A 17,829-nucleotide genomic window follows, 5' to 3' on the forward strand; every position below is an offset into this window, starting at 1 on the left:
GAACTGGTCACCGGCGGGGTCACCGTCTTCCTCACCACCCAGTACCTCCAGGAGGCCGACGAACTCGCCGACCGCATCGCCGTCCTGAACGACGGGCGGATCGCCGCCGAGGGCACCGCGGAGGAGCTGAAGAGACTCGTCCCCGGAGGACACGTCAGGCTCCGCTTCACCGATCCGGCCGCCTACCGGCACGCGTCCTCGGCGCTCCACCCGGCCACCAGCGACGACGAGGCCCTCACCCTCCAGATCCCCAGCGACGGCAGCCAGCGCGAGCTGCGTTCCCTCCTCGACTGGTTGGACGCCGCGGGCGTCGAGGCCGACGAGCTGACCGTGCACACCCCCGACCTCGACGACGTCTTCTTCGCCCTCACCGGCGGAGCCGTCATCCCCGACCAGTCCACGGAGGCCGCCCGATGAGTTCCCTCACCCTCGCCCTGCGCGATTCGTCCACCATGCTGCGCCGCAACCTCCTGCACGCCCGGCGCTACCCGTCGATGACCCTGAACCTGCTGCTCACGCCGATCATGCTGCTGCTGCTCTTCGTCTACATCTTCGGCGACACCATGAGCGCGGGCATCGGCGGCGGTGGTCCCGACCGCTCCGAGTACATCGCCTTCGTGGTCCCGGGCCTGCTGCTGATGACCATCGGCAGCACCACGATCGGCACCGCCGTCTCCGTCTCCAACGACATGACCGAGGGCATCATCGCCCGCTTCCGCACGATGGCGATCCACCGGGGGTCGGTGCTCATCGGGCATGTCCTCGGCAGCGTGCTGCAGTGCGTGATGAGCGTGGTCCTCGTCGGTGCCGTCGCCGTGGCCATCGGGTTCCGGTCGCATGACGCCACCGTCCTGGAGTGGCTGGCGGCGTTCGGACTGCTCGTGCTCTTCGCCACGGCGCTCACCTGGATCGCGGTGGGCATGGGCCTGGTCAGCCCGAACGCCGAGGCGGCCGGCAACAACGCGATGCCGCTGATCCTGCTGCCGCTCCTGTCCAGCACCTTCGTCCCGCTCGACGCGATGCCGGGCTGGTTCCAGCCGGTCGCCGAGTACCAGCCGTTCACGCCCGCCATCGAGACCCTGCGCGGACTTCTGCTCGGCAGCGAGATCGGCCACAACGGGTGGCTGGCCCTGGCCTGGTGCCTGGGTCTCGCGACACTCGGCTACTTCTGGGCGACCGCCAAGTTCGACGCCGACCCGAAGTAGCCGACCCGAAGTGACCGCCGTGGCACGGCGGGCATCCCCCGCGAGGCGTCCCATCCGAGGGCGGCGTACACCGACACGACTGTCGGAGTACGCCGCCCTTTCGTGCGGGTGGACGACCCGCCTAGACGCAGCCCCCCGCCCGCAGCCGGCCCTTCACCACCTTGCCGCTCGCGTTGCGCGGCAGCGCGCCGACGAACTCCACCTCGCGGGGCACCTTGTAGTTGGCCATCTCCCGGCGGGCCCAGGCGATCAGGTCGTCCGCCGTGAGCACCGCCCCGGCCCGCCGGACCACATACGCCTTCCCGACCTCGCCCAGCCGGGTGTCCGGCACGCCGATCACCGCCACGTCGGCCACCGCCGGGTGCAGGCCGAGGAGTTGCTCGATCTCCGCCGGATAGGCGTTGAAGCCGCCGACGATGAACATGTCCTTGATGCGGTCCGTGATCCGCAGGTTGCCCGCGTCGTCCAGCACGCCGACGTCGCCCGTCCGCAGCCAGCCGTCGGAGGTCAGCACCTCGTCCGTGGCCGCCTGGTCGCCGTAGTAGCCCCGCATGACGTTGAAGCCGCGGACCAGCACCTCGCCCGGGGTGCCGAGGGGCGCGTCCACACGGACCTCGGTGCCGGGTATCGCCCTGCCCGAGGTCGCGGCGATCACCGACGGGTCGTCGCCCCGGCGGCACATCGTCACGATGCCGCTCGCCTCGGACAGGCCGTACGCCGTGAGGACCGTCTCGACGCCCAGTTCCCCGCGCAGCCGCTCCACCAGCCGCAGCGGCACGACCGCCGCGCCGGTCACGACCAGCCGCAGCGCGGAGAGGTCGTGCGCGTCGCGGGAGGGGTGGTCCAGGAGGGACTGCAGGAGGGTCGGCGGGCCGGGCAGGACCGAGACCCGCTCCGCCGCGATGTTCGCCAGCGCCGTACCGACGTCGAACACCGGTTGCGGGATCATCGTGGCGCCCCGCATGAGACAGGCCAGGACGCCGGCCTTGTACCCGAAGGTGTGGAAGAAGGGGTTGACGATCAGATAGCGGTCACCCGGGCGCAGTCCGGCCAGTTCGCCCCAGATGTCGTACGCCCGCAGGGACTGGGCGTGGGTGATCACCGCGCCCTTGGGGCGGCCCGTCGTGCCGGAGGTGAAGACGATGTCCGAGGGCTGCGGGCCGGACACCACCGACGCCCGTTCGCGCACCTCGGCCGCGCCGATGCCCTCCCCCTCCGCCAGGAAGTCCTTCCAGGTGCGGAAGTCCGGCGGGGCGTCCTCCGCCAGGACGACGACCTGCTCGGGCAGTTCACCCGGCCCGGCGGCCCGGCGCAGCGACGCCACATACGAGGTCCCGAGGAACGTGCCCGTCACGAAGAGCAGCCGCGTCCCGCTCCTGCGCAGCACGTCCAGCGCTTCCGCGCCCTTGAAGCGGGTGTTCAGCGGCACCAGCACCGCGCCCGCCGACACCGCGCCCAGCGCCGAGACGATCCAGTCGAGCGAGTTGGGGGCCCAGACGGCCACCCGGTCGCCGGGGCGCAGGCCGTGGGCGAGGCAGGCGGCCGCCGCCCGTTCGACCCGGGCACCCAGATCGGCGTAGGAGACGCGGGTGCGGCCGTCGACCACGGCCTCGGCGTCCGCGTACCGTTCGGCCGCCCACCGGACCAGGCCCGGAATGCCGCGCCACTCCTCGTACCGTCCGCCGTCCGTCTCCCGGTCCTCGCCCACAACAGCCTCCCGACAGCAAGCTGACTGACCGTCAGATTAGCTGTAGCCTGACGGACTGTCAGCAAGGCGGTGGGTACGGGGAGGGGCTCGGAGCATGGCAGGCATCAAGGACGCGACCGCGATCGTCGGCATCGGCCGGACCGCCTTCGCCAAGCACCTCCCGGAGGACGAGCGGACCCTCGCCTGCCGAGCCGTCCTCGCCGCCCTCGACGACGCCGGGATCGCTCCGGGCGAGGTGGACGCGCTGGCCTCGTACACGATGGAGGAGACCGACGAGGTGGAGTTGGCGAAGGCCGTCGGGTTCGGCGACCTCACCTACTTCGGCAAGGTCGGCTACGGCGGCGGGGGTTCGTGCGCGACCGTTGCGCATCTCGCCGCGGCGATAGCCACCGGGCAGGCGACGGTGGGCGTGGCCTGGCGTTCCCGGAAGCGGGGCAGCGGGCCCCGGCCGTGGACCGACACCACCGTCCAACTGCCGACCCCCGGCCAGTGGACGCGGCCCTTCGGCCTGCTGCGTCCGGCGGACGAGATCGCCATGCTCACCCGGCGCTACATGCACGAGTACGGCGCCACCCGCGACCACCTCTTCAACGTCGCCCTCGCCTGCCGCAACCGTGCCAACCAGAACCCCGCCGCGATCATGTACGAGCGCCCTCTGACCCGCGAGATGTACATGACCTCCCGCTGGATCAGCGAGCCGCTCTGCCTCTTCGACAACTGCCTGGAGACGGACGGGGCGCTGGCCTGCGTCGTGGTCTCCCGGGAGCGGGCCCGGGACTGCCGGCAGCGGCCCGTCTACGTCCACGCCGCCGCGCAGGGCCTGCCCGCCCAGCACCACGGGATGGTCAACTACTGGAACGACGACCCGCTGACCGGGCCCGCCTGGACCGCCGCCCGGCATCTGTGGAAGCACGCCGACCTCACTCCACAGGATGTGGACGTCGCGCAGATCTACGACGCGTTCACGGCCCTCGTCCCGCTGTCCCTGGAGGGCTACGGCTTCTGCGGGCGCGGGGAGGGCGGAGCGTTCACCGAGGGCGGCGCCCTGGAGATCGGCGGGCGCCTGCCGCTCAACACCTCCGGCGGCGGTCTGAGCGAGGCCTATGTGCACGGGTTCAACCTCCTCACCGAGGGCGTGCGCCAACTGCGCGGCACGAGTACCGCCCAGGTGCCGGGAGCCTCGACCTGCCTGGTCACCGCCGGTGAGGGAGTCCCCACGTCCGCGCTGCTGCTGAGGAGTTGAGAGGCATGCTGGGTCCCGTCGTCGATCCCGAGGGCGCGCCCTTCTGGCGGTACGCCGCCCAGGGCGAGCTGCGTGTCCAGGCGTGCGCCGACTGCGGTGAGCCCCGCTTCCCGCCCCGCCCCTGCTGCCCGCACTGCCGGTCCTTCGCGAGCGAGTGGCGCCGGATGTCGGGGCTCGGGCGGATCTGGTCCTACGTCGTCCCGCATCCGCCCCTGCTGCCCGACTACGCCGCCCAGGCGCCGTACAACGTCCTCGTGGTCGAGCTGGCGGACGCGCCGGGGATACGGCTCGTCGGCAACCTGGTCAGCGGTGCCGGTGCCGCGCTCGACTCGGTGCCGCCGGACCGCGTCCGGATCGGCGCCAAGGTGCGGGTGGTCTTCACGGACGCGGGACTGCCGCAGTGGGTGTACGCGTGAGCGGCCTGCGGGTCAGCGCCGACAAGGAGACCGGCGTCGCCGTCGTCACCCTCGACCGGCCCGCCCGCCTCAACGCCATCGACCTCGCCATGGCGGGCGAACTGGCCGCCGTGTGGCGGGGGTTCCGGTACGACGACTCCGTGCGGGCCGTCGTCCTGACCGGCGCCGGGGACCGGGCCTTCTGCACCGGCGTCGACCGGGACGCCTCGGTGCCGCAGCCGGGATCGCCGTACATGCAGGACGATCCGCTGCTCGGTGTCGGGCCCAAGGCGAACGACCTGTGGAAGCCGGTCGTCGCGGCCGTGCGCGGGATGGCCTGCGGCGGGGCCTTCTACCTGCTCGGGGAGGCCGAGTTCGTCGTCGCGGACGAGACGGCCACGTTCTTCGACCCGCACACCTCCTACGGGATGGTCAGCGCGTACGAGGCGATGCTGATGACCCAGCGGATGCCGTACGGGGAGGCCGCCCGGACGGCGCTCATGGGCACGGCGGAACGGCTCTCGGCACGCCGGGCGTACGAGGTGGGCCTGGTGTCCGAACTGACGCCCCCCGGCGGGGCACTGGCCGCGGCGACCGACTGCGCCACCGTGCTCGCCGGGTACCCTCCCGAGGCCGTGCAGGGGACCGTACGGGCGCTGTGGGCGGGCCGGGAGGCGGCCCTGGCGACGGCGTTCGCGCAGGCGCCGGCGCTCATCGCCCTGGGGAACCTGCCGGCCGGACGGCAGGCGGAGCTGTTCCGCGGACGGCGCCGGGAGCACAGGACACGGTGAGGGCCGCGCGTCCTCGGGCCCGGCGACCTCCTCGACGTCGCTGCCCGCCACCTCGGCGGCGTGGATGACGCTGCCGAGGGGTCACCTGTCACGGCCGGGTCACCGCACGGCCGCCGGGACGCACCCGGTCCGGCCGCGGCGTGCCGGGGCCGGTCAGGCGGTGCGGGCCGTGCCCGTGCCCTTCTCCGCGTCGAGGGCGTAGACGCACCGGTCCTTGCTGCACGCGTACACGATCCCGTCCTTGACGACCGGGGAGCCGGTGATCTCGCCGCCGGTGGCGAGCTTCCAGCGCAGCCGGCCGTCGTCGGCCTTGAGCGTGTAGAGGAGGTGGTCGGTGGCACCGAAGTGGATGCGCCCCTCGGCGACCGAGGGCGAGCCGACGATGTCGCCGCCCGCCTGGAAGCGCCACTTGGGCGTCCCGGTGACCGCGTCCAGCGTGTAGAGGCCGGTGCCGCTGCCGACGTGGACGTGACCGGCGGCGACCAGGACCGGCTCGACGGACGCGCGGGCCTCGGTGGCGATACGCCAGCGGTCGCGGCCGTCGGTGGCGTCCAGGGCGTACACCGTGCCGAGGTAGTCGGTGAGGTAGACGCCGCCGCCGGTGACCGCGGGGCCGGGCGCGAAGGCGGGAGGGGAGAGGAAGACGGCCGGCGCCTCGAAGTGCCAGCGGACGCGCCCCGCCGCGATGTCGACGGCGAGGACGCGGGTGCCGGCGGTGATGTACACATAGCCGTCGGGGGCGGGCGCGACCCGGACCGGGACGCCGCCGCAGGAGGCCGCGTCGCCGATCGGGTAGGACCAGCGCTCGTCGCCGGTGCGGGCGTCCAGGGCGCGCAGCCGGGCGTCCTGCCAGACGTAGACGGTGCCGTCGTGCAGCGCGGGGCCGGCCTCGGGCGACTCGAAGTCGCTCTGGCAGCCGTTGACCTCCCAGAGCTTGCGGCCGTTGACCGCCTCCCATGCCTGGACTCCGCCGCCGCGGGTGCCGGTGACGACGGTCCCCCGCTCGGCCTTCAGGGAGTACACCCAGGCGTCCGTGGACAGCCGCCACAGATCCGTGCCCGAGCGGGCGTCCAGGGCGAACAGGGTGGGGCCGTCGGAGGCGTGGATCCTGCCGTCCGCGACCGCCATCGACCAGGCCACGTCCCTGGTCTTGAAGCGGCGCCGCCCGGTGGCCACGTCCAGGGCGTGCACCTCGAAGGAGGTGACGTAGACGAGGTCGCCGGCGACGGCCGGGGTGCCCCAGACGTCGTTGGACATCCGGAACCGCCAGGGCCGCCAGCCCGCCGGGCTCTCCCCGGGCGCCTGGGTCGGCGGCGCCGGGACGGCGGGTTCGGCGCCGTTGACGCCGGGGCGCGACTTGGACCACGAGGCGGCCAGACCCGCCTCGGGCGGGGGCGCCTTCACGGCGGCGGCGCGGGCGTCGGCGACGCGCGGGCCGGGGCCGATGGGCACAGGAGCGCCGGCGAGGCGGACCGGGCCGCCGTCGGGGGCGCCGACCGGGGCGGGGACGGGCGGCGCCGGGACGACGGGATCGTGCGAGGGCGGGGGCGGCACCACGGGCGGGCGGCCGGAGCTGCGCCCGGCGGCCGGGGTGGGCTTGACGGCCGGTCTGCCGCCGCGACGGGTCTCGATCAGGCCGACGGCCTTCTCCGGCAGCCACGCCGAGGCCGTACCGCTGTCGTCGGAGCCGGAGCCGAACAGGTGCGGGGCGAGCTGGGCCTGGAGGTCGGCGGGGGTGGGGCGGGCCGCCGGGTCCATCTGCATGCAGGACTCGATCAGCGGGCGCAGCTCGTCGGGCAGGCCGGAGAGGTCGGGGCCCTCGCGGAGCAGCATGAACACGGTCTCGACCGGGTTGGCCCCGTGGAAGGGCGGGTGACCGGTGGCGGCGAAGACCAGTTTGGATCCGAGCGAGAAGACATCACTGGCGCCGGTGACCGAGCGCGAGTCCTTCGCCTGTTCGGGCGACATGTAGGCGGGGGTGCCCACGGCGACGTTCGTCATGGTCAGACGGGTGTTCGAGACGCCGGAGGCGATACCGAAGTCGATCACCCGGGGGCCGTCCTCGACGACCAGGACGTTCGAGGGTTTGAGGTCACGGTGGACCAGCCCGGCCCCGTGGATCGACTGGAGCGCCTCCGCGACGCCCGCGGCCAGCCAGCGCACGGCCTGGGCCGGCAGCGGCCCGCAGTCGTTCACTATCTCCTCGAGGGAGGGCGCGGGGACGTACGCGGTCGCCAGCCACGGCACGGCGGCGCGTGGGTCGGCGTCGACCACGGCCGCCGTGTAGAAGCCGGACACCGCGCGGGCCGCCTCGACCTCACGCGTGAAGCGGACCCGGAACAGTTGGTCCTCGGCGAGTTCCGTCCGCACGGTCTTGATCGCCACACGCCGGCCGGACGCCGAGCGCGCGAGATAGACCAGCCCCATGCCGCCGGCTCCCAGCCGTCCCAGCACCTCGAACGGCCCGATACGCCGCGGATCGTGCTGCGTCAGCTGATCCACCACTTGCCTGCCACCTCCCCGTACGAGCCGCGCCACCCACATATGTACGCGACCCCGTGCAGCGTCTCACCACCGCACCGCCGTGGCGGCACGCACCCCGATTCTTCCTGTCCCGGCCACAGGTTGCGAACCCGGTGACATATCGGGTGTGTCCCTCATACCGGGGCAAGAGGTGGCGCATTCCAGGACAAGCGGTGGCGCAAGCCCGCCGAACCGAGCGGTTCCCGCGGCGGAACGGTGACGGATCGGCGGTGGATCGGCGGCCGGCCGGCGGCCGATCCGCGGTCGGCCCGGAAGCGGTTCAACGCTGGATCACCCCGAACGACGCCCCCTGGTCGTCCGTCGCCACCCCCACCGTGCCGTACGAGGAGTCGAAGGGGCCGACGCGGACCCGGCCGCCCAGGCGGCTCACCTCGGCGAGCGCCGCCTCGCAGTCCTCCACCCCGAAGTGGGCGACGAGATGCGGCGGCATCTCCGCCGGGAAGACCCCGGCGAGCGGGGCGCGGCCGAAGTCGGGCGATGCGCCCGGCCCGAACAGCGCCTCGTGGAAGAGATCGCCGTAGAAGTCGTCGGCGGCGGCGGTGTCACGGGCGTACAGCTCGGCCCAGACGAAGGCGCCGGGCGCGTGCCGTACCCCGAAGCCCTGATGGGTCCCCGGCTGCCACAGGCCGAACACCGCGCCCTCGGGGTCGGTCGCCAGCGCGGTCACACCGAGCTCCCCGACCGGCAGCGGCGCGGTGACCACCTGGCCGCCGGACGCCCGGATCCGCCGGGTGAGCGCCTCGGTGTCGGGCGTCGCGAAGTAGACCGTCCAGACGGTGGGCAGGCGGCCGTCCGCCTTCTGCCCGAGCGCGGCGACGGGCTCACCCTCCCGGAAGGCCCACACGGAGCCGCCGTACGCGGGCCGGAAGGACCACCCGAAGAGTTCACCGTAGAACCGCTCGCCCGCCGCGACGTCGGCGAGCTGCGCGTCCACCCAGCACGGGACGCCCTCCGGGTACGCCGCTTCGCGGGCAGATGTGCTGTTTTCGGCCATGCCGCCAAAATAACGGCGCCTTCGGAACCCCGCTCACCGGCCGCACCACGCCCCGAGCGCCCGCGCACCCCATTTGCAGTCGGCCGAATCGCGCTCCGATCACCCCTCGGTAAGCTGACGGCATGACAGGACAAGTGCGTACCGTCGACGGCCGCGTGGCCGGCCGGCGTGGGCAGGCGACGCGGCAGAAGCTGCTGGAATGCCTCAGCGAGATGCTCAGCTCCTCTCCTTACCGGGACGTCAAGGTCATCGATGTCGCCCGGAAGGCGGGCACTTCGCCCGCGACCTTCTACCAGTACTTCCCGGACGTCGAGGGCGCCGTCCTGGAGATCGCCGAGCAAATGGCCGCCGAGGGCGCCGGTTTGGCGGAGCTGCTCGAAGGGCGCACCTGGGCCGGCAAGGCCGGCTGGCAGACCGCTCAGGAACTGGTCGACGGTTTCCTGGAGTTCTGGCGCAAGAACGACGCCATCCTGCGCGTGGTCGACCTCGGCGCCGCCGAGGGGGACAAGCGGTTCTACAAGCTCCGGATGAAGATCCTGAACTCGGTGAACAACTCCCTGGTGGACGCCGTCACCGAACTCCAGTCCAAGGGACGCGTCGACAAGGACGTGAACCCCGCGGCGATCGCCGGATCTCTGGTCGCGATGCTCGCGGCGGTCGCCTCGCACCAGAAGGGCTTCCAGAGCTGGGGCGTCAAGCAGGCCGAACTGAAGCCCAGTCTCGCGCTGTTGGTGCACCTGGGGATCACGGGCAAGAAGCCGACCAAGTAGCCGAGGCCGCCCGCCCCTCCCCCATCCTGTCAGGCAGCCGGTGGTTCACCCGCGTGGGCCGCCGCCTGTGCCCCGTCACGCCGGGAGCGGCCGGTCCTTGACCACGTGCTTCATCACCAGCGTGGACGTGAGGCGCTGCACCCCCGGCAGTGTCGCGAGCCGCTCGTCGTAGAGCCGCTGGAACGCGGCGAGGTCCGCGGTCACCACCCGCAGCAGGTAGTCCGGCTCCCCGAACAGCCGCTGCGCGTCGAGCACATGCTCGACCTCGCTGACCGCCCTCTCGAACTCGGCGACCGTGTCCCGGTCCTCCTGCCGCATGGACACGAAGACCAGCGCCTCGAAGGTCAGACCCACGGCCCCCGGCTCGACCACGGCCCGGTATCCGCTGACCGCACCCGACCGCTCCAGCTCCCGCAACCGCCGATGACACGGCGAGACGCTCAGCCGCACCCGCGCGGCAAGCTCGGTCACCGTCAGCCGCCCGTCCTGCTGAAGCTCGGCAAGAATCTTCCGGTCCATGTCGTCCATGGGGAAGATTCTCCCCCATGACCCGCGATCAAGGGGAATCTTCGGAAACACCTTCGGACACATCCCGCCTAATCTGCCCGGCATGGACTCCGCGACCCTGCTCTCCTTTCTCGCCCTCGACCTGCTGCTGGTCTGTGTACCGGGTGCCGACTGGGCGTACGTGATCTCGGCCGGTCTGCGTGACCGCTCACCGGTCACGGCGGTCGCGGGCCTCGTCAGCGGCTACGCGCTGCACACCGCGCTCGCGGCGGCGGGCTTGGCGGTACTGGTGGCGGGATCCCCCGTGCTGCTCACGGCGCTGACGACGGCGGGAGCGGCGTATCTGGTGTGGCTGGGGTGGGGCGTGCTGCGCCGTCCGGGCACCCCGCGGGCCGGAGGCGACGTCCCGGTGGCCGGCGGACGGGTCTTCCTGCGCGGCGCGATGATCAGCGGCCTGAACCCCAAGGGACTCCTGCTCTACCTCTCCCTGCTCCCGCAGTTCCTCGTCATGGGGCGCGGACACCTGCCGGTCCCGGCGCAGACCGCGGTCCTCGGGCTGCTGCACATGGCGTGCTGCGCGGTGGTGTACCTCGGGGTCGGTCTCACCGCCCGTGCGCTGCTGGGCGCGCGCCCGGCGGCGGCGCGGGCGGTGGCGCGGACGTCGGGGGCGGCGATGCTGGGGATCGGGGCGTTCCTGCTCGTGCAGCGGCTGGCGACGCTGTAGCACCCCACCGAGGACGTCACCGCCCACACGAGGAGGGCGTCACTTCCGTTCGAGGAGGGCGTCACTTCGGTACGAGCCTGAAAACGCGGATCTCGCGCGTCACCCGCGCCTGGTACGCCGCGTAAGGCGGCCAGAGCGCCAGGGCGGCCCGCCAGGCCGCCGCCCGCTCCTCCCCCACCAGCGGCAGGGCGGTCACGGGGATGTCCCGGCCCCTCCAGTTGATCTCGGCGTCGGGACGGGCGAGCAGGTTGTGGGTCCAGGCGGGGTGGCCGGTCCGGCCGAAGTTGGACCCGACCAGCAGCCAGCTCCGCCCGCCCTCCTCCGGCACGCACGCGAGCGGCGTACGGCGGGCCAGGCCGCTCCTCGCGCCGGTGGAGGTCAGGATCACGCCGGGCAGCATCAGCGCGCTGAGCAGCACCTTGCCCCGGGTCAGGCGGTGGACGGCGCGGTCGAGGGCGGGCACGACATACGGCGCGGCCTTCGCGAAGCCCCTGGTGGAGGAGACCCTCTGGACGATCCCGGCGAGACCCATCAGACGGTGACCTCCGCGCGCTCGAACAGCCGGGCCGTACCGGCGGCATGGGCGCGCAGCCGGTGCACCGGGCCGAACAGCAGCTCGTCGCCCGCCGCGCGTTTGAAGAAGAGGTGGGCGTCGTGCTCCCAGGTGAACCCGAGACCGCCGTGGAACTGGACGCCCTCGGCGGCGGCGGTGCGCAGCGCCTGAAGCGCCTGGGCGAGCGCGAGCCCACCGGTCCGCTCACCGTGGGCGGTGGCCCAGGCGGCGTAGTAGGCCGCCGAGCGCGCCGCCTGCACCTGCACGTACACATCGGCCAGCCGGTGCTTGACCGCCTGGAAGGAACCTATGGGCCGCCCGAACTGCTCCCGCAGGCCGACGTGTTCGACGGTCCGCTCCAGCACCCGGCCGGCGGCGCCCACGGCCTCGGCGGCGAGTACGGCGGCGGCGGTGTCGCCGAGGTCGGCGAGTGCGGCCAAGGGCGAGAGGGCGTCGGTGCGCGAGGTGGCGGACGCCTGCTCCTCCCCGAGCAACTCCGCTCTCACCTCTCTCAGTTGGAGGACGGCTCTCGGCCGGGTGGCGTCCAGGGCCGTCTGGCGCACGCGGGTCAGTCCGGGCGCGTCCCCCGGCACGAGGAACAGCAGCGTCCGGGGCCGGGCGAACCCCCCGGTGTGGGCGGCGACGACGAGCAGTCCCGCGCTGTGGCCGTCCAGCACCTGCCCGGCTTCCCCGTACAGCCGCCAGCCGCCGTCCACCGGGCGGGCCTGGACGCCGCCCGCGCGGCCGCCGCCCGCCCAGTCGCCCGCGTTGGCGCCGGTGAGCGCGAGGGCGGTGGTGAGGTGGGGCCCGGCGACGGCGAGGGTGGCGGTGAGCCGGCCGGAGGCGAGGCGCGGGAGCAGTGCGGCGCGCTGGGCCTCGGTCCCCAGGGCGAGCAGGAGGGGGGCGGCCAGGACGGTGGTCGCGAGCAGCGGCGACGGCGCCAGCGCGCGGCCGGTCTCCTCGGCGGCGAGGGCGAGTTCGGTCACCGAGCAGCCGACGCCGCCGTACGCCTCGGGGAGCGCGAGTCCGGGCAGCCCGAGCCGCTCGGAGAGGGCCGACCAGAGCCCGGGGTCGTGGCCGGCGGGGGTGTCGAGGGCGGCACGGAGCTGCTCGGAGGTGCAGTGGCGGCGGAGGAGTTCGCGGAGGGTGCGGCGGATCTCGTCCTGCTCCGGTGTGAAGCTGGCGTCCATGACGGCCTCCCTGGATCTGACGGTCAGTCATATTAGGGCGTCGACGCCCGGTCGCCCAGAGCAATTTCTGATGTACCGTCAGAAACATGGCTGCTGGAACTCGGAAAGTCGCCGTGGTGGGCGTGTCCCTGTCCGACTGCGGCCGTACGGACGAGGCCACCCCCTACACCCTGCACGCCCAGGCGGCCCGCCGGGCCCTCGCGGACGCCGGCCTGGACCGGGCCGTCGTCGACGGCTTCGCGTCGGCCGGCACCGGCGTGCTGGCGCCCGTGGAGGTGGCCGAGTACCTGGGCCTGCGCCCCACCTGGGTGGACTCCACGTCGGTCGGCGGCGCGACCTGGGAGGTGATGGCGGCGCACGCGGCGGACGCGATCGCCGCGGGGCACGCACGGGCGGTGCTGCTGGTGTACGGCTCGACGGCCCGCGCCGACGTGAAGGCCGGGCGGCGCACCGGGAACCTCTCCTTCGGCGCGCGCGGCCCGCTCCAGTTCGAGGTGCCCTACGGCCACACCCTGATCGCCAAGTACGCGATGGCGGCCCGCCGCCACATGATCGAACACGGCACGACGATCGAGCAGTTGGCGCAGGTGGCGGTGCAGGCGCGGGCGAACGCGGCCCTGAACCCGGACGCCGTGTTCCGCACGCCGATCACCGTGGACGACGTGCTGGACGGCCCGGTGATCGCGGACCCCTTCACCAAGCTGCACTGCTGTCTGCGCTCCGACGGCGGCGCGGCGGTGCTGCTGGCCGGGCAGGACGTCGTACGGGACTGCCGTACCGCTCCGGTGTGGATCCTCGGCACCGGCGAACACGTCTCGCACTCCGCCATGTCCGAGTGGCGCGACTTCACCCGGTCCCCGGCCGCGGTCAGCGGACGCCTGGCGTTCGGGCGCGCCGGCGTGCGGCCGTCGGAGATGGACTTCGCGCAGATCTACGACGCCTTCACCTACATGACCCTGGTGACGCTGGAGGACCTGGGCTTCTGCGCGAAGGGCGAGGGCGGGGACTTCGTCGGGAAGGGGCGGCTCCGCGTCGAGGGCGGGGAACTGCCGGTGAACACCGACGGGGGCGGGCTGTCGGCCCAGCACCCCGGGATGCGGGGGCTGTTCCTGCTGGTGGAGGCGGTGCGGCAGTTGCGCGGGGAGGCGGGCGCGCGGCAGGTGCGCGGCGCGGACGGGGGGCTGCCGCGGCTGGGAGTGGCGTCGGGGACGGGGGGCTGGTTCTGCTCCTCGGGGACGATGGTGCTGGGTCGCTGACGGAACATCGGCTCGCGGCGTGGTGTTGTGGGGCGGAGAGGCTGTTCGACGACGACGCCGCTGGAGGAGATCCGTTATGGCGCTGACCCGCGTAGAACGCGAGCAGTTCCTGGCCGAGCCGCACATCGCCGCGCTCGCCGTGACCGGTGAGGAGGGCCGGGCGCCGCTCAGCGTGCCGATCTGGTACCAGTACGAGCCCGGCGGCGACGTCTGGATCCTGACGGGTCTTGACTCCCGCAAGAACCAGCTGATCGGCGCGGCCGGTCGCTTCACGCTGATGGTCGACCGGGTCGAGCCCACCATCCGGTACGTGTCGGTGGAGGGGCCGGTCGTGGAGACCGTCCCGGCCACCGTCGACAGGCTCCGTGAGATCTCGGCGCGCTATCTGCCGGCCGGCAAGGTCGAGGAGTACGTCGACTTCTCCTTGAAGAACCACGGCGAGATGGTCGTCGTCACGATGCGCCCGGAACGCTGGGTGTCGTCCGACCTCGGCACGGTCTAGCGCCGCGTCGGTCAAGGTCTGCCCGTCACGCGCGGCGTCCGGAGCGGTCTCTCGGCGTGCCGGCCGGGAAGCGGCGAGAGGGCGTGCCGGGCGTCGCGACGCGGCGAACCTTGGCTGACGCGGCACAGCACCGGCCTGCGGCGATACTCGGCGGCATGGAACCCGATCTGCACGCGCTCCTGAGGTCCCTGCGGGTGTGGGACCCCGAGGTCACGTCCCTGCCGCCGTTCGACCCGGCCGACGCGCCCGCCGCCCCGCTCCCCCTCTTCACGACCTGGTTCGCCGAGGCGGTGGCGGCGGGCCAGCCGGAGCCGCACACCCTGTCGCTGGCCACCTCCGACGAGGAGGGCCGGCCGGACGTGCGGATCGTGATGCTGCACGGCGCGGACTCCGAGGCGTGGACGTTCGCGAGCCACGCGACCAGCCGCAAGGGCCGGCAGCTCGCCTCCCGGCCGTACGCCGCCCTGAGCTTCTACTGGCACCTCCAGGGCCGTCAGATCCGCGTCCGCGGCCCTGTCACCACCGCCCCGCCCGCCGAGAGCCTGGCCGATCTGCACGCCCGCTCGACCGGCGCGCTGGCCGCCGCGCTGACCGGCCGGCAGAGCGAGCCGCTCGGCTCCCTGGAGGACCTCGCCGCGGCCTCCGAGGCGGCCTGGGAGCGGGCCCGGGAGAACCCCGGCGCCCCGTCCCCGACGTGGACGCTGTACCGCCTCCACCCGGACGAGGTCGAGTTCTTCCAGGGGGACGAGCGGCGGCGGCATGTGCGGCTGCGCTACGTGCGGAGCGGCGGGGAGTGGGACAGGTACCTGCTCTGGCCGTGACCTGCTTCGGCCCCGGCCCGGTTCACCCCGGCTCGGTCCGTCCCTGACCCGCATCAGCCCCGATCCGCGTCAGCCCCGATCCGCTTCACCCCGCCCCGTTCCACCCCGCGTCGGGCCTGATCCGGAACACCGGCACGCCTTCCCGGAAGTCGGCTTCCAGTTCGGCGCCGGCCCGCAGTTCGCCCGCGTCGTCGTGGCCGACGATCTCCGTCATCATCCGCGGGCCCTCGGCGAGGTCGACGACGGCGGCGACGTAGGGCGTGCGCGAGTCGAAGGGCGGCAGGTCGTTGCGGTGGACCACGGACCAGGTGTAGAGGGTGGCGCGGCCGCTCGCCTCCTCCCAGTCGACGTCCTCGCTCCAGCAGTGCGGGCAGAACTCCCGGGGGTAGTGGTGCGCCCGGCCGCACGCACCGCACCGGCGCAGCAGCAGCCGGCCCCGGGCGGCGGCCTCCCAGTACGTCCGCGTGAAGGCGTCCGGCTCCGGCACGTCGTACCGTGCCGCGCTCACCCGAACCATCCGAGCGCGCCGTCCAGGGACCAGGTCTGCCAGGACATCCCGAGGAGCGCCACGACGGAGATCAGCGCCATCATCAGGTTCTGCCCCTGCTCGGCCCAGTCGTGGATCATGAGGACGAAGTAGACGGCGTTCAGGAGCAGTCCGCCGATCAGGGCGATCGGGGTCAGGAGGCCGGCGATCAGGCCGAGCCCCAGGGCGAGTTCGGCGTAGGCGACGACATAGGCCATCACGCGGGGCCGGGGCTCGACGACCGTGCGGAATCCCGAACGCACGCCGTTCCAGCGGTGCTTGGAGGCGACGTCGGCGGCCCACGCGATGCCCGAGCCGCCGAACCACGCCTTCTTGTCCTTGTGCCGCCAGCTCTCCAGCCACCACAGCCCGAGCCCGATCCGCAGCACGGCCAGCCACTGCGCACCGGTGAGCCAGATCGTGTCCATGGGCGCTCCCCGCCGACGACTTCACTTATCTGACGGTACGTCAGTTAAGGGGCGTGGCGGCCAGGTGTCCAGTCCCGTGCACGGCACGCGTCACCTTCGCGGATCGGACACAATCGATTCCCCTACGCCACAAGCCCCGCCCACCGCTCCCCCACCCGTGATCGATCCGCAACCAATTCAGGTCTTGACCGAGACCCATCAACCCGGCATGTGATTACGCTCCGTACCATGCCCGACTCCACTGAGCCCACCGACGAAGAGGGCCCGAAGGCCACCCGGCCGACGGCGCCGAGCCCGCAGCCCGAGGAGGCGACGGCCGGGAGCGCCGCGTCCGACGGCGCGCCCACCGGGAGCCGGGAAGCCGCCTCCCCGGAGACCGGCGCGGCGGCAGGCACCTCCCCGGAGGCCGGGGCGCCGCAGGTCGCGGAGCCCGAGGGCCGCGGAGCGCGGAAGGGGAGCCGGGCCGGGGGGCAGGTGCCCGCCGATCGGCCCGTCTACGTCATCGGCGGCGGACCCGGTGGACTCGCCGCCGCGCAGGCCCTGCGGGCACGGGGCATCCGCGCCGTCGTCCTGGAGAAGTCGGACGGCGTCGGCGCCTCCTGGCGGCGGCACTACGACCGCCTGCGTCTGCACACCACCCGGCGGCTGTCGGCCCTGCCCGGCCTGCCGATACCGCGCCGCTTCGGGCGCTGGGTGTCGCGCGACGACGTCGTGCGCTATCTCGAGAAGTACGCCGAGCACCATGAACTGGAGATCGTCACCGGCGTCGAGGTGACCCGCGTCGAACCCGCGCCCGACGGCAGCGGCTGGCTGCTGCACGCCACCGGCGGACGCCGGCTGACCGGCGGCGCGGTGGTCGTCGCGACCGGCTTCAACCACACGCCCCGCGTCCCGGACTGGCCCGGCCGTGACGCCTGGACCGGCGAGTTCCTGCACGCCTCCGCGTACCGCAGCCCCGCGCCCTACGCCGGCCGCGACGTCCTCGTCGTCGGTGTCGGCAACACCGGCGCCGAGATCGCGGTCGACCTCGTCGAGGGCGGGGCCGAGCGGGTACGGCTCTCGGTGCGCACCGCTCCCCACATCGTCCGCCGCTCCACCGCCGGCTGGGCCGCCCAGTACACCGGCGTCCTGGTGCGCCGCCTGCCGGTGGGCCTCGTCGACCGGCTCGCCCGGCCGCTGGCCAAGGTCAGCGTGCCCGACCTGGCCGCGCACGGCCTGCCCCGCCCGGGCACCGGCCTGTACAGCAGGGTCACCGAGGGCGCGATCCCGGTCCAGGACGTCGGCCTGATCGACGCCGTCCGCGCGGGCAAGGTCGAGATCGTCGCCGCGGTGGAGTCGTTCGACGGCGAGAAGGTGGTCCTCGCGAACGGCGACCGCATCGGCCCCGACACGGTCGTCGCCGCCACGGGATACGTCCGCGCCCTCGAACCCCTCGTCGGCCACCTCGACGTCCTGGACGCCCGCGGCAGACCCGTCCGGCACGGCGCCCGCACCGCGAGGAACGCCCCCGGCCTGCACTTCACGGGCTTCACCAATCCCATCAGCGGGATGCTGCGCGAACTCGCCCATGACGCGGAGAGGATCGCGCGGGCCGTCGCCCGGCGCAGTGCCGACCGGGTCTCCCGTATCCCCGGCTGACCGGCGTCCCACCACCCCCTCTTCGATTCCGCCC

General features: G+C 73.3%; 18 protein-coding genes and 1 pseudogene. 11 read left to right on the forward strand and 8 right to left on the reverse strand.

Annotation, left to right across the window (positions count from 1 at the left end; genetic code table 11):
- Together ACWCPM_RS31630 and ACWCPM_RS31635 are read left to right on the forward strand one after the other, a co-directional pair.
- Positions 1-417: pseudogene (locus ACWCPM_RS31630) on the forward strand (ABC transporter); the annotation flags it as partial.
- Complete coding sequence (locus ACWCPM_RS31635) at positions 414-1,205, forward strand: ABC transporter permease (protein ID WP_450979696.1); 792 nt, start codon at positions 414-416, stop codon at positions 1,203-1,205. The pseudogene ACWCPM_RS31630 and the gene ACWCPM_RS31635, both read left to right, overlap by 4 nt.
- A 121-nt stretch (positions 1,206-1,326) precedes the next feature.
- Here ACWCPM_RS31635 and ACWCPM_RS31640 read toward each other — a convergent pair whose 3' ends face one another.
- Positions 1,327-2,913, reverse strand: a complete 1,587-nt coding sequence (locus tag ACWCPM_RS31640; protein ID WP_450979697.1) for a FadD3 family acyl-CoA ligase — start codon at positions 2,911-2,913, stop codon at positions 1,327-1,329.
- A 94-nt stretch (positions 2,914-3,007) separates the two neighbouring features.
- On the opposite strand from ACWCPM_RS31640, the gene ACWCPM_RS31645 reads away from it, so the two are divergent.
- The 3 genes from ACWCPM_RS31645 to ACWCPM_RS31655 are packed head-to-tail and all read left to right on the forward strand — an operon-like array spanning position 3,008 to position 5,342.
- Entirely contained in the window at positions 3,008-4,156 is a 1,149-nt protein-coding gene (locus ACWCPM_RS31645; protein WP_450979698.1) for a lipid-transfer protein, read from the forward strand.
- Between the two features lie 5 nt (positions 4,157-4,161).
- The gene (locus ACWCPM_RS31650; protein ID WP_450979699.1) at positions 4,162-4,572 is read left to right on the forward strand and encodes a Zn-ribbon domain-containing OB-fold protein; all 411 of its coding nucleotides are present in this window, start codon (positions 4,162-4,164) and stop codon (positions 4,570-4,572) included.
- Positions 4,569-5,342 (forward strand): enoyl-CoA hydratase/isomerase family protein, encoded by a 774-nt coding sequence (locus ACWCPM_RS31655; protein ID WP_450979700.1) that lies wholly within the window; start codon positions 4,569-4,571, stop codon positions 5,340-5,342. Before ACWCPM_RS31650 ends, ACWCPM_RS31655 begins: the two co-directional genes overlap by 4 nt.
- A gap of 153 nt (positions 5,343-5,495) precedes the next feature.
- Here ACWCPM_RS31655 and ACWCPM_RS31660 read toward each other — a convergent pair whose 3' ends face one another.
- Together ACWCPM_RS31660 and ACWCPM_RS31665 are read right to left on the reverse strand one after the other, a co-directional pair.
- On the reverse strand, positions 5,496-7,847 hold the full coding sequence (locus ACWCPM_RS31660) for an outer membrane protein assembly factor BamB family protein (protein ID WP_450979701.1): 2,352 nt from the start codon (positions 7,845-7,847) through the stop codon (positions 5,496-5,498).
- 298 nt (positions 7,848-8,145) lie between these two features.
- On the reverse strand, positions 8,146-8,880 hold the full coding sequence (locus ACWCPM_RS31665) for a VOC family protein (protein ID WP_450979702.1): 735 nt from the start codon (positions 8,878-8,880) through the stop codon (positions 8,146-8,148).
- 122 nt (positions 8,881-9,002) lie between these two features.
- Here ACWCPM_RS31665 and ACWCPM_RS31670 point away from each other — a divergent pair, with 122 nt between their 5' ends.
- Positions 9,003-9,650: a TetR family transcriptional regulator gene (locus tag ACWCPM_RS31670; RefSeq protein WP_450979703.1), complete on the forward strand. Its 648-nt coding sequence runs from the start codon at positions 9,003-9,005 to the stop codon at positions 9,648-9,650.
- Between the two features lie 75 nt (positions 9,651-9,725).
- Here ACWCPM_RS31670 and ACWCPM_RS31675 read toward each other — a convergent pair whose 3' ends face one another.
- Positions 9,726-10,178, reverse strand: a complete 453-nt coding sequence (locus ACWCPM_RS31675) for an Lrp/AsnC family transcriptional regulator (protein WP_450979704.1) — start codon at positions 10,176-10,178, stop codon at positions 9,726-9,728.
- 82 nt (positions 10,179-10,260) lie between these two features.
- Here ACWCPM_RS31675 and ACWCPM_RS31680 point away from each other — a divergent pair, with 82 nt between their 5' ends.
- Complete coding sequence (locus tag ACWCPM_RS31680; protein ID WP_450979705.1) at positions 10,261-10,881, forward strand: LysE family translocator; 621 nt, start codon at positions 10,261-10,263, stop codon at positions 10,879-10,881.
- 61 nt (positions 10,882-10,942) lie between these two features.
- Here ACWCPM_RS31680 and ACWCPM_RS31685 read toward each other — a convergent pair whose 3' ends face one another.
- On the reverse strand, positions 10,943-11,413 hold the full coding sequence (locus ACWCPM_RS31685; protein ID WP_450979706.1) for a nitroreductase family deazaflavin-dependent oxidoreductase: 471 nt from the start codon (positions 11,411-11,413) through the stop codon (positions 10,943-10,945).
- Positions 11,413-12,624: an acyl-CoA dehydrogenase family protein gene (locus ACWCPM_RS31690; RefSeq protein ID WP_450979707.1), complete on the reverse strand. Its 1,212-nt coding sequence runs from the start codon at positions 12,622-12,624 to the stop codon at positions 11,413-11,415. The genes ACWCPM_RS31685 and ACWCPM_RS31690 overlap by 1 nt, the downstream gene beginning before the upstream one ends.
- Positions 12,625-12,710: 86 nt before the next feature.
- Here ACWCPM_RS31690 and ACWCPM_RS31695 point away from each other — a divergent pair, with 86 nt between their 5' ends.
- The 3 genes from ACWCPM_RS31695 (at position 12,711) to ACWCPM_RS31705 (ending at position 15,203) form a co-directional block, all read left to right on the forward strand.
- Positions 12,711-13,880, forward strand: a complete 1,170-nt coding sequence (locus ACWCPM_RS31695; RefSeq protein WP_450979708.1) for a thiolase C-terminal domain-containing protein — start codon at positions 12,711-12,713, stop codon at positions 13,878-13,880.
- A 76-nt stretch (positions 13,881-13,956) separates the two neighbouring features.
- Positions 13,957-14,382 (forward strand): pyridoxamine 5'-phosphate oxidase family protein, encoded by a 426-nt coding sequence (locus ACWCPM_RS31700; protein ID WP_450979709.1) that lies wholly within the window; start codon positions 13,957-13,959, stop codon positions 14,380-14,382.
- Between the two features lie 155 nt (positions 14,383-14,537).
- Positions 14,538-15,203, forward strand: a complete 666-nt coding sequence (locus tag ACWCPM_RS31705; RefSeq protein WP_450979710.1) for a pyridoxine/pyridoxamine 5'-phosphate oxidase — start codon at positions 14,538-14,540, stop codon at positions 15,201-15,203.
- Between the two features lie 85 nt (positions 15,204-15,288).
- On the opposite strand, the gene ACWCPM_RS31710 is transcribed toward ACWCPM_RS31705, so the two are convergent.
- Positions 15,289-15,720, reverse strand: coding sequence for a Zn-ribbon domain-containing OB-fold protein (locus ACWCPM_RS31710; protein WP_450979711.1), 432 nt, complete (start codon positions 15,718-15,720; stop codon positions 15,289-15,291).
- Positions 15,708-16,157 carry a DoxX family protein gene (locus ACWCPM_RS31715; protein ID WP_450979712.1) on the reverse strand — a complete coding sequence of 150 codons (450 nt, stop codon included), beginning with the start codon at positions 16,155-16,157 and terminating at the stop codon, positions 15,708-15,710. Before ACWCPM_RS31715 ends, ACWCPM_RS31710 begins: the two co-directional genes overlap by 13 nt.
- Positions 16,158-16,385: 228 nt before the next feature.
- Here ACWCPM_RS31715 and ACWCPM_RS31720 point away from each other — a divergent pair, with 228 nt between their 5' ends.
- Positions 16,386-17,795, forward strand: coding sequence for a flavin-containing monooxygenase (locus ACWCPM_RS31720; protein ID WP_450979713.1), 1,410 nt, complete (start codon positions 16,386-16,388; stop codon positions 17,793-17,795).
- Positions 17,796-17,829: the final 34 nt, after the last annotated feature.

Source organism: Streptomyces sp. NPDC002309 (assembly GCF_053593375.1).

What these genes read in the sequence shown, in the direction of transcription:
- ACWCPM_RS31635 (WP_450979696.1), top strand. Translation starts at nt 414, where the DNA reads ATGAGTTCCCTCACCCTCGCCCTGCGCGATTCGTCCACCATGCTGCGC.
- ACWCPM_RS31645 (WP_450979698.1), top strand. Translation starts at nt 3,008, where the DNA reads ATGGCAGGCATCAAGGACGCGACCGCGATCGTCGGCATCGGCCGGACC.
- ACWCPM_RS31650 (WP_450979699.1), top strand. Translation starts at nt 4,162, where the DNA reads ATGCTGGGTCCCGTCGTCGATCCCGAGGGCGCGCCCTTCTGGCGGTAC.
- ACWCPM_RS31665 (WP_450979702.1), bottom strand. Translation starts at nt 8,880, where the DNA reads ATGGCCGAAAACAGCACATCTGCCCGCGAAGCGGCGTACCCGGAGGGC.
- ACWCPM_RS31670 (WP_450979703.1), top strand. Translation starts at nt 9,003, where the DNA reads ATGACAGGACAAGTGCGTACCGTCGACGGCCGCGTGGCCGGCCGGCGT.
- ACWCPM_RS31675 (WP_450979704.1), bottom strand. Translation starts at nt 10,178, where the DNA reads ATGGACGACATGGACCGGAAGATTCTTGCCGAGCTTCAGCAGGACGGG.
- ACWCPM_RS31680 (WP_450979705.1), top strand. Translation starts at nt 10,261, where the DNA reads ATGGACTCCGCGACCCTGCTCTCCTTTCTCGCCCTCGACCTGCTGCTG.
- ACWCPM_RS31685 (WP_450979706.1), bottom strand. Translation starts at nt 11,413, where the DNA reads ATGGGTCTCGCCGGGATCGTCCAGAGGGTCTCCTCCACCAGGGGCTTC.
- ACWCPM_RS31690 (WP_450979707.1), bottom strand. Translation starts at nt 12,624, where the DNA reads ATGGACGCCAGCTTCACACCGGAGCAGGACGAGATCCGCCGCACCCTC.
- ACWCPM_RS31695 (WP_450979708.1), top strand. Translation starts at nt 12,711, where the DNA reads ATGGCTGCTGGAACTCGGAAAGTCGCCGTGGTGGGCGTGTCCCTGTCC.
- ACWCPM_RS31700 (WP_450979709.1), top strand. Translation starts at nt 13,957, where the DNA reads ATGGCGCTGACCCGCGTAGAACGCGAGCAGTTCCTGGCCGAGCCGCAC.
- ACWCPM_RS31705 (WP_450979710.1), top strand. Translation starts at nt 14,538, where the DNA reads ATGGAACCCGATCTGCACGCGCTCCTGAGGTCCCTGCGGGTGTGGGAC.
- ACWCPM_RS31710 (WP_450979711.1), bottom strand. Translation starts at nt 15,720, where the DNA reads ATGGTTCGGGTGAGCGCGGCACGGTACGACGTGCCGGAGCCGGACGCC.
- ACWCPM_RS31715 (WP_450979712.1), bottom strand. Translation starts at nt 16,157, where the DNA reads ATGGACACGATCTGGCTCACCGGTGCGCAGTGGCTGGCCGTGCTGCGG.
- ACWCPM_RS31720 (WP_450979713.1), top strand. Translation starts at nt 16,386, where the DNA reads ATGCCCGACTCCACTGAGCCCACCGACGAAGAGGGCCCGAAGGCCACC.